We start from the raw sequence: 13,097 nt of genomic DNA, 5'->3' as shown, positions 1-13,097 counted from the left end.
GAAGACCCTCGTTCTACTTTGCGTGCTTATCCTGGAGACAGGGTGTCGGTCTTGGTGTAGGGTTGGCTTCGAATGTAACCACTATTAGTCTTATGGATAAGGCGAAAAGTCTGAGAATGCGCAACGTTATATGATCACTGCACCCACTCAACGTGAATACTTCCTCGACTCCATCCGGGCATGGTTAATGCTTTTGGGGATCCCGTTCCACATCTCACTGATTTACTCAAGCCACACCTGGCATGTAAACAGTATAGAGCCCTCATGGTGGCTGACACTGTTTAACGATTTTATACACTCATTCCGCATGCAGGTGTTCTTCGTGATATCGGGCTATTTTTCCTACATGCTGTTTCTGCGGTATCCGCTGAAACGCTGGTGGAAAGTGCGCGTCGAACGCGTCGGTATCCCCATGCTCACCGCTATTCCACTGCTGACGCTGCCTCAGTTTATCATGCTGCAGTATGTTAAAGGTAAAGCGGACAACTGGCAGAACCTGACCTTTTATGAAAAATATAACACCCTGGTCTGGGAGCTGATTTCTCATCTCTGGTTCTTATTAGTTCTGGTGGTCATGACGACGGTGAGCCTGTGGATATTCAGCCGCTTGCGCCGTCGGTTAAGCCGTCACACGGAAGATCAATTCGCGACCCTCTCCTTTGCCAAGCTTTCCGTTATTTTCCTGCTGCTTGGGATGGCTTATGGCGTGATACGCCGCACGCTGTTTATGGTTTATCCTCCTATTCTCAGCGACGGACTGTTTAATTTTGTGGTGATGCAAACCCTGTTTTACATTCCGTTCTTTATGCTGGGCGCGCTGACCTTTATTTCGCCGAAGCTAAAAGCCTTGTTCATCACCCCATCACCGTGGTGCGCAGTTGGGTCTGCGCTGGCTTTCGCCGCCTATTTGCTGAATCAAAAATACGGCAGCGGCGATGCGTGGATGTATGAAACTGAAAGCGTGATTACGATGTTGCTGGGGCTATGGATGGTAAACGTGGTGTTTGCGCTGGGGCATCGTCTGCTGAATTTTAAATCGAAACGTGTGACCTATTTCGTCAACGCTTCCCTGTTTATCTATGTGGTGCATCATCCCCTGACGCTCTTTTTTGGTGCATACATCACGCCGCATATCACCTCAAACACGCTGGGATTCTTCACCGGACTGGTGTTTGTGGTGGGTATCGCCATTGTGCTGTATGAAATTCATCTGCGGATCCCACTGCTGCGTTTCCTGTTTTCAGGCAAACCGCAGAACAAAGCGGAAAGCCTCAACGCAGCGCAGTAATTTTTTGTGCGCCGGGTCCCCGGCGCGCTTACAGAAGCCACTCCACGGGTAGCCACCAGGCTAAACGCACCAAAACGCGCTGCCAGAAGCGGGTTGACGGCTCTTTCGTTAACACAATGTCTTTCCCGTCTTTGTGCTCGATCCAGTTCAAACGCCCCGTGTTATCGAGCCGAATCTGCCAGGCCTCCTGCATCCGGGTCTTCAGAAAACGTCGATGGATAATTTGCGCCAGCGTTTCGCTTTCTATCACAAATCCCATTTCGGTATTGAGCATGGTTGATCGCGGGTCAAAATTCAGCGAACCGATAAACACTTTTTGGCCATCAATACTGAACGTTTTGGCATGGAGACTGGAACCGGAATTCCCCGTCAAACCACGATCGTGTAATCCCGGCACGAAATCCTGCGTGGGCTTAAGTTCATACAACTCAATACCGTGTCGCAGCAGTTTTTTACGCCAGCGCGCATAGCCCGCATGGACCACGGCGACGTCGTTAGCCGCCAGCGAATTCGTCAGAATCGCGACCTTGACCCCTTTGCGCACCATTTGCAGCAGCAGCGCAACGCCTGCCCGAGTGGGGACAAAATAAGAAGAAATAATATCAATTTGTTCGACCGGAGAGCCCATCACGTCCAGTAAACGCTGCGGCAGTAGGGAATGACGTTTTGCCCGCCCCAGCCCTTTACGCGGATCGTCGCTGAGCAAGCGGGTTTTCGCCCAAATCAGCGGCAAATCACGCGCCTCAAGCTGGGTAATGAACTGGCTGGATTCCAGCTTATTCAAATAACGTTGTGTTATTTCGCTTTGATACCATTCGTCCGGTGGCTGGATCCTCGCTTCAATCTCTGCTTCCGACAGTTCCAGAACCTGCTTTAGAGTGGATACGCAGGCGCTGCTCCAGTAACGTTCAAAGTCATCAGCCACATCCGCCACAACCGGCCCCACCGCCATCACATCCAGATCGGAAAAGAGCGGCGCGTCCCCTGCCCCAAAGTACGCATCGCCGACATTTCGACCGCCAATCAGGGTAACTTCACCATCGACAGTGAAACTTTTGTTGTGCATACGGCGGTTGAGACGCGCGAAGTCAGTGAGATACCCCAGCGCGCGGAGCGTTCTAAAGGAGAAGGGATTGAATAACCGTACATCAATATTTTGATGCGAATCGAGCAGACGTAAAATGGCATCCAGCCCCTGGGTATTGTTATCGTCGAGCAGAAGCCGGACGCGCACCCCGCGCGTCGCCGCCGACAGCAAAACGGAAAACAACAGCCGCCCGGACATGTCGTCTTCCCAGATGTAATACTGCACATCTAACGTTTTTTCCGCCATTTCCGCCAGCCGATATCGGCACGCAAACGCGTCCAGGCTATCGTCCAGGGGGAGAAGACCGCATAACCCTGGATGTTCTGCGCTAACAGGCGCAATAGCACGCCCGAGCCGCGTTTTATGCGTCAGGGATAAGTCCTCGTTGGATAAGGAGTTGCTGGTAAAGCCGGGCATTTTCTTCATCATAGCAGACAAAGTATACCCGCTCCGGCAGAGGCTTGCGGGTGAGGAATTCTGAAACTGTCTCTACCGCTATTTCCGCAGCCGCCGCTTTGGGATATCCGTAAACGCCCGTGCTGATGGCGGGGAACGCCAACGTTTGATACCCATTCGCAGCAGCCAGGCGCAGACAGTTAAGATAGGCGTCCTTTAACGTCCTCGCTTCATGATGTTCTCCCCCCTGCCAGACAGGGCCAACCGCATGAATCACCGCTTTCGCCGGAAGATCGCCTGCGATTGTAATCACCGCATGTCCAGGGGCACATTCGCCCTGCTGCTGGCACACCGTTTTGCAGGCTTCCAGCAGTTGTGGTCCGGCCGCACGATGAATGGCTCCGTCAACCCCTCCGCCGCCCATTAACGACGGTTTGGCTGCATTGACGATAACGTCAACCTCCATCGTCGTGATATCCCCAACAACAACGTCTATTTGCGGCTTCATATACATTCCTCTACTACCTGTATTTTAGTAAGTGTATAGCAGGGGAATGTGGCAAAGAAGGATTTGATCAGAAAAGCCCCCCGCCACCGGACGGAGGGCTTTGGCTTAGCGATAGTCTATTTGCACAATGGCCAATGACTTTTCTGGATTGATGTATTTCATGCTGACCCTGGCGATATCTGGATTGACGTTGCGACCGCTAACGGCATCCTGATAGCTGACCTGAGTCGTTTGCATCTTCCCGTCTTTAGGACAGGAAAGCGCAAACTGCTGCTTTTGCGGTGTGATTTCACACGGATCCTCGACAATCATCCCACGGAAATGAATAACACCGCCGTTAACAATCGTTGCCGAAAAAGCCGGTATCAGAGCAGATGAAAGCATCATCCCCGCACCTAACATCATTTTTATACTGAACGCGACCATGGATTGGTTCCTCAATGAGAAATCATCCTTGAGGGTGTCGTGCATTCCTTATGTAGAGCATAGAGATATTCATTGGGAACCGCCAAATTATACAATGTATTGATTTCGTGAATGTTTCATTCAGAAGTCGGCCACTGTTGCGATAAATGAAGTGATTTCCCATCGGTAACAGTAACGACAATTTTCACAGAATCTTTAGGGCTAATATTCAAACTGAGCCTGGACAAATCAATGGCCTGATTCGCAGGAAGAGAAAGCGTATTCCGCTGACTAGAGGTACTTTGCCCGCCTCCCCCCTGTCGGGAAGAGGTGATTTGAACCTGACACACACAAGGCTCGGATAACGTCACCTGGGGAATAATGGTCGTCATGTCCCCATTTTGGGTCGTTTTAAAGGTAATTTGGCTGGAGAGCGCAGCGAGGAGCAGAAGGGTATGCATGATAAACTCCCGAAAAAAAACAGGGCCTATGCCCTGTTTTTTTGTAGCACAGAGTGCGTATTAGTACTGATGCGCAGTTGCGTTGTTGCCGAAACCAACCTGAGTAACAGACACAGTTGAGCCAGATGCGGTCTGGTCTACTGCTGCGCCGTTGCCGCCGCCGAACTGTTTAACAGTCATAGTAGAATCTTTACCATTCCACTGATCGAGGGTTGCGCTGTTACCAAAGCCTTTCTGCACCAGGTCGATGGAGCTGTCATCAGAACCTTGACCAACATCAGCACCGTTACCGCCACCGTGCTGAGAAATAGACAGTTCAGAATCTTTTGCATCAGATTGCAGAGCAACAGCTGAGTTGCCGCCACCGGACTGGTAAATACTCAGTGTGGAGTTAGGACCGCTATTACCGCCACCCCAACCACCACCGTGGCCGTATTGTGGAATTGCACCAGCCAGAGCACTGCCAGAAACTACGATTGCTGCGATTGCTGCCACTTTGAAAAGTTTCATGGTAAACCCCCATCGGATTGATTTAAGTCGTCGAAATAGTTAGCGTTGGATAACGCGAATAGCCATTTGCGACTGTCTCTGAACAACAACTGCTGTTTTTTGCGTACCATACTGCGTAATACTCGCTCTGTTACCCGAACCTTTCTGAATAATCATCGCGGTATTACCAAAAGCACCCTGCTGAATACTTGCATCGTTCCCGTTGCCGGTCTGATCAATATAAGCAAGGTTGTAAGTCCCTGATTGATCAACTTTCGCTCTATTGCTTCCACCTTCCTGAGAAACAACGGACAGTAATTTTGAACCGCCCTGACGAACTTCTGCGTTATTACTCACGCCTTGTTGACCAATAATGGCTGCCTGATTATATGAAGACTTACTTAATTCATTAACCGCGAAGTTGTATTCCGAATTTGCCAAATCCGGACCTGCCGCGATTGATAACCCAGGCGCACCCAGTAATGTAAACATCATAAATAACGTTCTGTTTTTCATGTTGTCACCTGGACCTGGCTAAATAAACATCTCGGTGTTAACGCGATTCGTTTTTTTGTTAACGCCGCGTTACGATGAAGAGTATGTCTTTCGAAACAATTTTAATATCTCACCCGCGCGACTTATTTTTATTTAAAGAGTCACCTCAAAGTATTAATTAATGCTGAAATATGCTGTTACCAGCGGGACTTAGTATTTTTGATAAATATTTTGACAGAATACTGGCGTGCCCTGCCAGGCTGCTTCCCCTCTCAACTTCATCAATGTCACTGCGCATATGAGAGGGGTAACGTGACTCACTCGTCACAACTCACTCGATTTCTTAAGAGCATTCCGATCACAAAGGAAGTCGTAGACATCACGACGAACTCATACCTGAAATAGCAGTGACATTAATAATTATTATGCTTAGAAATCAATTAAATATAATTATTTGTATGATTTTTAAAATGTGTGCAGAAGAATTGTTATGTACAACTTTTTTATCATAACTAAACAATTCCACGGCCTTAAATTAACAATTTAATATTGATTTTTACATTCTGTTACACCATTAACACTTGATTTAAAAATCGTAATAGCTAGATTGAAATCAGCAGTACGGAGTATTTTTTAATATTTACCTCTCTCTAGAGGTTATGTTCAGATTCTACACACAGCAGTCCTACATCTGTCAGTACCTCTGGTGTCCCCTTGTATATTTCAGGGGGACGGCTGCCAGGTGTTATAAAAAGTGGGGTTTCATCATGTTTAATGAAGTCCATAGTTTACAAGGTCATACATTACTGTTGATCACTAAGCCGTCCTTGCAAGCGACAGCCTTATTACAGCATTTGAAGCAATCTCTTTGCTTGAATGGGAAACTGCATAATATTCAACGTTCTTTCGATGATATTGTTCCTGGCAGCATCATTCTTTTCGACATGATGGAAGCCGATAAAAAGCTTATTCATTACTGGCAAGATAACTTAAGCAGGAAAAACAATAATATCCGTTCGCTATTATTGAACACTCCTGACGAATATCCTTTCCGGGATATTGAAAGCTGGCCGCATATTAATGGCGTCTTTTACGTCACAGAAGACGAGACGCGTGTGGTAGAGGGGCTGCAAGGTATTTTGCGCGGAGAGTGTTACTTTTCCCAAAAGCTTGCCAGCTATCTCATCACTCACTCCGGAAATTATCGCTATAACAGTTCAGAATCCGCGCTGCTGACGCACCGTGAAAAAGAGATCCTGAATAAATTACGCATCGGTTCTTCAAATATTGAAATCGCCCGTTCTTTATTTATCAGCGAAAATACCGTTAAGACACATCTCTATAATCTTTTCAAGAAGATAGCTGTTAAAAACAGGACTCAGGCTGTTTCATGGGCAAACGATAACCTCAGGCGTTAATAACATGAAACGCACGTTGAGTTGGATAGCGGCAGCGGGTTTTCTGCTTGCTGCCGGGAACCTTCATGCTGTTGAAGTGGAAGTTCCCGGATTGTTAACTGACCACACTGTCTCATCTATCGGCCACGATTTTTACCGGGCATTTAGCGACAAATGGGAAAGTGATTATCCAGGCAACTTAACAATCAATGAGCGTCCCAGTGCTCGATGGGGAAGCTGGATCACAATAACGATTAATCAGGACGTTATTTACCAGACCTTTTTATTCCCGACGAAACGAGACTTTGATCAAAACGTAAGTTTTGCACTGGCACAGACCGAAGATGCGGTAAATCGCCTGCAAATCGACAAGGCTCTCCTGAGCACTGGCGATTTAGCAAAAGATGAATTCTGACGACGAATAATATCCGGAGGCTGTAATGCGTCTCGCACACACAGTGATTTCATTAATGCTGATTGCTCCACTGAGCTGGGCCGGGAATATGACTTTCCAGTTCCGCAACCCTAACTTTGGCGGCAATCCGAATAATGGGGCATTCTTGCTGAATGAAGCCCAGGCTCAAAACTCATATAAAGACCCCAGTTACAAAGACGATTTCGGCATCGAAACGCCTTCTGCACTGGATAACTTTACTCAGGCTATTCAGTCGCAAATATTAGGCGGCTTATTAACGAATATTAATACCGGTAAACCAGGTCGTATGGTGACCAATGATTTTATCGTCGATATTGCTAATAAAGATGGGCAACTGCAGTTGAATGTCACCGACCGGAAAACGGGTAAAACATCCACGATCCAGGTTTCCGGTCTGGCCAATAATTCAGCTGACTTTTAAACAACCTCGAAATAAGGACAATACTCATGCAGCGCTTTCTGATTCTTGTTGCAGTGTGCTTATTGAGCGGTTGTTTAACTGCTCCGCCCAAAGAAGCCGCGAAACCAACATTAATGCCTCGGGCCCAAAGTTATCGTGATTTAACGCATCTCCCAATGCCGACAGGCAAGATCTTTGTCTCGGTATATAACATTCAGGATGAAACCGGTCAGTTTAAACCGTATCCGGCAAGTAACTTCTCGACCGCAGTACCGCAAAGTGCCACCGCGATGCTGGTGACAGCGCTCAAGGATTCACGCTGGTTTATTCCGCTGGAACGTCAGGGGCTGCAAAACCTGCTGAATGAACGCAAAATCATTCGCGCAGCTCAGGAGAATGGTACCGTAGGCATGAACAACCGCGTGCCGTTGCAATCGCTCGTGGCGGCCAACGTGATGGTTGAAGGGTCAATTATCGGTTATGAAAGTAATGTGAAATCGGGCGGTGTCGGGGCACGTTATTTTGGTATCGGGGCTGACACGCAATACCAGCTCGACCAGATTGCCGTCAACCTGCGAGTGGTCAACGTGAGCACGGGTGAGGTGCTGTCATCGGTGACGACCAGCAAAACGATTCTTTCGTATGAGGTTCAGGCCGGTGTGTTCCGCTTCATCGACTATCAGCGTCTGCTGGAAGGTGAAATCGGCTACACCTCGAATGAACCGGTCATGATGTGCCTGATGTCAGCCATCGAAACAGGGGTTATCTTCCTGATTAATGACGGTATCGATCGCGGCTTGTGGGACCTGCAGAATAAAAATGAAGTGAAAAATGACATTCTGGTGAAATACCGCGAAATGTCTGTGCCTCCTGAATCCTGATTCAGAGGCGCAAAAGAAAAGCGAGACCCATGGGTCTCGCTTTTTTATTTGCTTAATACGGTAACGTTTTGCGCCCTTTCTCGTCGCGCAGCCAGCCACAGTCCGCTGTTTTTCATGGCGTAACCAAACACCAGGCCCAGCAGCAAAGACGGGACGATCATTTTCCAGTCGCCCTGACCGGCAAACGTCGCGCATGCGCCAATAAAGGTTCCAGGAACAAATGACAGCAACAGATGCTTCGCCTGGATGCACATTAAAAAAGCCACCACGCCCGTCATCATATAGCCCACGATCTCAAGATGCGGTGCCAGCGCACTGCCCTTCATGATAACTAACGCCCACACCACGCCGCTCATCATGGTACATCCTGAGATAAACAGTCCTTTAAGCCCGCCCTGTGGGCATGCGAAATAGGCCGTACAGCCCAGGAATCCCGCCCAGCTGAGTAAACCAAGTGACACAGCCACCCATCCCCAAAGTCCGGAGAGAATGCCTGTCGTGATTGCGATAGAAAGGAGTATGTTCATGGCGCGCATCTTATCAGATACGCGGCCATGAAATGAGATCATGAGCACATTTTATGCAAACCAGAATGCATCGTTGCATTTAAAATGTGATGTAAATCACTCTTCGTGTTCTTCCTGTAATTCATCCCACATGGCCGATACGGCATCGCGGGTTAGCGGGGCCATCGTCCGCCAGAAAGGTGACGTGGCATGCGCTTCGATTTTCCCGAGGAAAGCGCCGCACCACGGCAACAGATAATCGGCAAACAGCGTTTCGAGTGCTTCGCTTTCATCTTCTCCGGCATGATCTTCAATCCAGGACGCGGCCAACAACAGAGTGCCAATGTGATCGGCAGGGGCATCCGTCAGCGGCATTCCACGCTCGGAAAGAAACGCGCGCACTTCAGCTTCCGTTGCGCCCTCTTCCCATGCCGAACGATACGGCGATACACGGCACTCTTCGCCGACAAACAGGGCGTTGTAGTCCGCCGCAATCTGCTGCATATCGCAGCTTTTTTGCAGACGTTGCAGTTGCTCGTCCTGCTCAAGGGGCCAGTTTTCCGCGAGCTTGCCTTCGCGAATCAGCGTAAACAGCGGCACCAGCAGCGGATCCTGCGGCTGACGGTAATACAAGGTGCCCAGTACGCGGCAAAGGATTGAAAACTCGTTCATTTAATTTTCCATTACACTATTAAAGATCTGCAAATTCAGGGATATGTGGCATGCCGCGCGACTCAAGAAAATCGAGCATGCGACGCGGCGTGACGTTAAGAATTCTCTCTTCCGGGAACCCCACCTCATCAAGCACTTTCCGACACTCGGTAAACTCACCCAATGTAAACGCCGTGTGAGAATCAGATCCCAGCGCAACCATTCCGCCCGCATCACGCACAGCCGCCGCGACGGCACGACAGTTCGCTTCACTGCCGATTCGAGAGTGAATAAAAGAAGAGTTGTTGATTTCCAGCGCCACACGGTGTTTGGCCGCCGCTTGCGCCACGGCCTGAATATCGATAGGGAATTTAGGATTGCCGGGGTGGCTGATAATGTGCACGTTGCCGCTGGCAATCGTCGCAATCATTGCCTGAGTGTGGGTGTCCTTATCCTGCGGCGGGAACACCGGCTCATGAAAACCGGCGATAATCATGTCCAGAGACGTGAGCATTGGGCCGGTACAGTCGATTTCGCCTTCCGTATTTTTAATATTGGCCTCAATACCACGCAGTATCCCGACGCCATCAACCAGACGTGGCCAGATACGCATATTCACAAAATGCCAATAGTGCGGCGCATCAGCCATATCAGGACCGTGATCGGTAATGGCGAAAAGCTTGATGCCTTTCAGCCGGGCTTGCGCGATGTAGTCATGGAGGGTGCTGTAAGCATGGGTACTGGCGACGGTGTGCATATGCAGGTCAACGGGATACATCGGTCTCTCCTCTGATGTTTTACCAAAGGATAGCAGGAATGGGGGGTGAATATTAGCAAAAACCCGGCCAGCGCCGGGTTTGACTTATGCCCGAATCAGTAGCCGAGCTGTCTGTTGACCTGCCCGGTGGCTGCTTTTCCCTGTTCCAGATGAGTGATGGTACGGGCAATATACTCCACGGCTTCTGCTGGACGCGTCACCGCCGCGATATGCGGGGTCATCGCCACGCGCGGATGCGCCCACAGCGGGCTTTCGACCGGCAACGGCTCACTGCTGTACACATCCAGCATGGCGCCTTTGAGCTTGCCCGTATTCAGGGCATCAATGAGATCGTGCTCAACCACATGAACACCGCGCGCCAGGTTCATCAAATAGCTATGATCCGCCAGCTGGTTAAGCAGGCCTTTATTGATAATCCCCACGGTTTCCGCGGTGTTCGGCAGCAGGTTAATCAGCACGCGCGTGCCCTTTAAAAATGCCGGGAGTTCTTCCACCCCAGCGAAGCTTTGTACACCGGGATACGTTTTGCGGCTGCGGCTCCAGCAACGCAGCGGGAATCCCCACGGAGCGAGCGCTTCGGCAACCTTTGAACCCAGAACCCCTGCGCCCAAAATACCGACGGTAAAATCTTCACGCTGATAATCGGGCAGCGGTTCCCACTGAGATTTCAGCTTGAGCGCCTGATAATCATCAAAACGGCGGAACCAGTGCAGCACCTGGCTAACGGCATATTCCTGCATCTGCTGACCCATTCCGGTATCTTCGAGCCGGAACAATGGAATATGTTCTGGCAGCATTTCCGGATGGGCTTTCAGTTTACTCAGAATCGAATCGACACCCGCCCCAAGGGCAAACACCGCTTTCAGATCTCGCCCCTGCAGCATCTCTACTGGCGGATGCCAGACTAACGCGTAATCGGCATGTTCATTATCGCCGCGCTTCCACTCACGCACGCGTGCGCCAGGCAGAGCTGCCGTCAGCGCGTTAATCCAGTAAGGGGTATCAAACGTCGGGTGATAAAAGATGATATCCATAATGACTCCTGCCTTTTATTTCGCTGTTTTATGTGCATTTTCAACTGGATTGCCAGCATAACAAATTTATCTGGAAACTGCGTTGCTGATAAAAGAGACGCTTTCAGCACATTCAGGAATCATGTTGCTTAAAGTTTGTCTCAACATGCTAAATAACTGAAAAAGTTGATTGACGGCAGTTCGGCTTTTCCTTACATTAGCGCCCGTCCCAGTAGCATCGGGATGACAATACGGTGAGGTGTCCGAGTGGCTGAAGGAGCACGCCTGGAAAGTGTGTATACGGCAACGTATCGAGGGTTCGAACCCCTCTCTCACCGCCATATTTGAAGAAGAGCTCGCATGAAAATGCGGGCTTTTTTTCGTCTGTCGAAACGCCATTTTACCCGCCCCTAGCTCACATTCTCCTTTATTGACGCTAACCTATTCGTGAGAGTGATTATTGCTTAACCGAACAGCCGTCCATACACAAAATAAGCTTGACCGTTTTAGCGCAACTCCCTATAGTAGCGCCCCGTTGCCCCCTACGCGGTAAGGCAGCAGAACAATACGGTGAGGTGTCCGAGTGGCTGAAGGAGCACGCCTGGAAAGTGTGTATACGGCAACGTATCGAGGGTTCGAACCCCTCTCTCACCGCCATATTAAAAGAAGAGCCCGCATGAAAATGCGGGCTTTTTTTCGTCTGATGTTTGTCACATAACGTCTGCTAGAACACGTTGCTGACAAAACAAAGCCCGGTTTCCCGGGCCTTGAAAGCAACGGCGCACTCAGTAATAGGCGTTTAACGTGTGCTGGCAAAGTGCCGAACGCACACAGTCGTCTTTCGTGAAACGCACCACACCGACCATATCGTCTTCAACAAAACGTGACATTGCGTCGCTCAGGCCAGACTTCACACCCGACGGCAAATCGCATTGGGTGATATCGCCATTGACGATAACGGTCACATTTTCCCCGAGGCGCGTTAAAAACATTTTCATTTGCGCAGCAGTCACGTTCTGAGCCTCGTCAAGAATCACGACCGCATTTTCAAATGTACGTCCGCGCATATAGGCGAACGGCGCGATTTCCACCTTACCAATCTCTGGTCGCAGGCAGTACTGCATAAAAGAGGCACCCAGCCGTTTCACCAGCACGTCATAAACGGGTCGGAAATACGGGGCAAATTTCTCTGAGATGTCGCCGGGCAAGAAGCCGAGATCTTCATCGGCCTGCAATACCGGACGGGTGACGATAATTCTGTCCACATCCTTATGAATCAGAGCCTCCGCCGCCTTAGCAGCACTGATCCAGGTTTTCCCGCATCCGGCTTCACCGGTGGCGAAGATCAGCTGTTTACTCTCGATAGCATTCAGGTAGTGCGCCTGAGCTTCATTACGCGCTTCAATAGGTGAATGATCGCGGCTGTCCCGCGCCATGCCAATTGCTTCGACGCCACTCATCTGCACAAGCGAGGTGACCGATTCTTCTTCACGCTGTTTATGGCTACGTGAATCCCGTCTCAGCACACGTTTTGCTTCACGACGAGCTTTGATCACTGCTTTTTGTCTTCCCATGGATAGCACCTTGAGTTGTTGGAATTCATCACACGCACCACCATTCGCGGTGCGATCATGCAAACGAACATCTGAGGGTTGGCTTCCTTCTAAGCCATTGCTTGCCTTTTTGAATGACACAACCGAACGGCTATGCGCACCGCTCTGTATGTCGGAAAAGTCATGTTTATGCATCGGGGAGGAGAATTTTGTGGTGAAGAAATCGCTGCCGGAGTCAGAGCCTCCGCGCTGGGTGGTGCGGTTGTGGTATTGCTTATGTCCAATACAGGACCCAACCATTCGCGATCTCCATAGTGATTCGATATCACTGCCGGGAACTACCGCCGTCTTAT

Annotated in this window: 16 protein-coding genes and 2 tRNA genes; 7 read left to right on the top strand and 11 right to left on the bottom strand. The window is 49.7% G+C overall.

Annotated features, from left to right (window positions below; genetic code table 11):
• Nucleotides 1-130: 130 nt before the first annotated feature.
• On the top strand, nt 131-1,288 hold the full coding sequence (mdoC, locus tag I6L74_RS16105) for a glucans biosynthesis protein MdoC (RefSeq protein WP_059178346.1): 1,158 nt from the start codon (nt 131-133) through the stop codon (nt 1,286-1,288).
• Between the two features lie 28 nt (nt 1,289-1,316).
• On the opposite strand, the gene I6L74_RS16100 is transcribed toward mdoC, so the two are convergent.
• The 6 genes from I6L74_RS16100 to csgB form a co-directional block, all read right to left on the bottom strand.
• Entirely contained in the window at nt 1,317-2,801 is a 1,485-nt protein-coding gene (locus I6L74_RS16100) for a phospholipase D family protein (RefSeq protein ID WP_164841602.1), read from the bottom strand.
• A complete protein-coding gene (gene ymdB, locus I6L74_RS16095; RefSeq protein ID WP_059178348.1) occupies nt 2,737-3,279 on the bottom strand; it encodes an O-acetyl-ADP-ribose deacetylase in 543 nt (180 codons plus the stop codon). Before ymdB ends, I6L74_RS16100 begins: the two co-directional genes overlap by 65 nt.
• 105 nt (nt 3,280-3,384) lie before the next feature.
• Nucleotides 3,385-3,705, bottom strand: a complete 321-nt coding sequence (locus I6L74_RS16090) for a YmdA family protein (protein ID WP_059178349.1) — start codon at nt 3,703-3,705, stop codon at nt 3,385-3,387.
• Nucleotides 3,706-3,821: 116 nt separating this feature from the next.
• On the bottom strand, nt 3,822-4,145 hold the full coding sequence (gene csgC / locus I6L74_RS16085) for a curli assembly chaperone CsgC (protein ID WP_072241792.1): 324 nt from the start codon (nt 4,143-4,145) through the stop codon (nt 3,822-3,824).
• Nucleotides 4,146-4,205: 60 nt separating this feature from the next.
• Entirely contained in the window at nt 4,206-4,655 is a 450-nt protein-coding gene (gene csgA / locus I6L74_RS16080) for a curli major subunit CsgA (protein ID WP_059178350.1), read from the bottom strand.
• A gap of 39 nt (nt 4,656-4,694) precedes the next feature.
• On the bottom strand, nt 4,695-5,150 hold the full coding sequence (gene csgB, locus I6L74_RS16075; protein WP_059178351.1) for a curli minor subunit CsgB: 456 nt from the start codon (nt 5,148-5,150) through the stop codon (nt 4,695-4,697).
• A 746-nt stretch (nt 5,151-5,896) separates the two neighbouring features.
• Between csgB and csgD the strand changes: the two genes are divergently transcribed.
• Genes csgD through csgG form a run of 4 tightly spaced genes read left to right on the top strand, consistent with a single transcriptional unit; the run spans nt 5,897 to nt 8,243 of the window.
• On the top strand, nt 5,897-6,547 hold the full coding sequence (gene csgD / locus I6L74_RS16070) for a biofilm master transcriptional regulator CsgD (protein ID WP_059178352.1): 651 nt from the start codon (nt 5,897-5,899) through the stop codon (nt 6,545-6,547).
• Between the two features lie 4 nt (nt 6,548-6,551).
• Nucleotides 6,552-6,941, top strand: a complete 390-nt coding sequence (csgE, locus tag I6L74_RS16065; protein WP_059178353.1) for a curli production assembly/transport protein CsgE — start codon at nt 6,552-6,554, stop codon at nt 6,939-6,941.
• Nucleotides 6,942-6,966: 25 nt separating this feature from the next.
• Nucleotides 6,967-7,383 (top strand): curli production assembly/transport protein CsgF, encoded by a 417-nt coding sequence (gene csgF / locus I6L74_RS16060; protein ID WP_059178354.1) that lies wholly within the window; start codon nt 6,967-6,969, stop codon nt 7,381-7,383.
• Between the two features lie 26 nt (nt 7,384-7,409).
• Complete coding sequence (gene csgG, locus I6L74_RS16055; protein ID WP_059178355.1) at nt 7,410-8,243, top strand: curli production assembly/transport protein CsgG; 834 nt, start codon at nt 7,410-7,412, stop codon at nt 8,241-8,243.
• 44 nt (nt 8,244-8,287) lie between these two features.
• On the opposite strand, the gene I6L74_RS16050 is transcribed toward csgG, so the two are convergent.
• The 4 genes from I6L74_RS16050 to ghrA all read right to left on the bottom strand — a co-directional run bounded on the left by I6L74_RS16050 (nt 8,288) and on the right by ghrA (nt 11,212).
• Nucleotides 8,288-8,770 (bottom strand): DUF1097 domain-containing protein, encoded by a 483-nt coding sequence (locus I6L74_RS16050; protein ID WP_072241819.1) that lies wholly within the window; start codon nt 8,768-8,770, stop codon nt 8,288-8,290.
• 96 nt (nt 8,771-8,866) lie between these two features.
• On the bottom strand, nt 8,867-9,421 hold the full coding sequence (locus tag I6L74_RS16045) for a TorD/DmsD family molecular chaperone (protein ID WP_059178356.1): 555 nt from the start codon (nt 9,419-9,421) through the stop codon (nt 8,867-8,869).
• Between the two features lie 19 nt (nt 9,422-9,440).
• Nucleotides 9,441-10,178, bottom strand: coding sequence for a phosphatase (locus tag I6L74_RS16040; protein WP_059178357.1), 738 nt, complete (start codon nt 10,176-10,178; stop codon nt 9,441-9,443).
• Between the two features lie 95 nt (nt 10,179-10,273).
• Nucleotides 10,274-11,212 (bottom strand): glyoxylate/hydroxypyruvate reductase GhrA, encoded by a 939-nt coding sequence (gene ghrA / locus I6L74_RS16035; RefSeq protein ID WP_059178358.1) that lies wholly within the window; start codon nt 11,210-11,212, stop codon nt 10,274-10,276.
• 232 nt (nt 11,213-11,444) lie between these two features.
• Here ghrA and I6L74_RS16030 point away from each other — a divergent pair.
• Together I6L74_RS16030 and I6L74_RS16025 are read left to right on the top strand one after the other, a co-directional pair.
• Nucleotides 11,445-11,532, top strand: a tRNA-Ser gene (locus tag I6L74_RS16030).
• A gap of 228 nt (nt 11,533-11,760) precedes the next feature.
• Nucleotides 11,761-11,848, top strand: a tRNA-Ser gene (locus I6L74_RS16025).
• A 128-nt stretch (nt 11,849-11,976) separates the two neighbouring features.
• Here the strand turns inward: I6L74_RS16025 and phoH are convergent.
• The gene (gene phoH / locus I6L74_RS16020; protein ID WP_041689363.1) at nt 11,977-12,765 is read right to left on the bottom strand and encodes a phosphate starvation-inducible protein PhoH; all 789 of its coding nucleotides are present in this window, start codon (nt 12,763-12,765) and stop codon (nt 11,977-11,979) included.
• Nucleotides 12,766-13,097: the final 332 nt, after the last annotated feature.

This window comes from Lelliottia amnigena, from assembly GCF_019047465.1.
In the GTDB taxonomy this organism is placed as follows: Bacteria; Pseudomonadota; Gammaproteobacteria; order Enterobacterales; family Enterobacteriaceae; genus Enterobacter; species Enterobacter amnigenus.
Note: the sequence above shows the minus strand (reverse complement) of the source record. Positions and strands in the feature narration are given on the sequence as shown.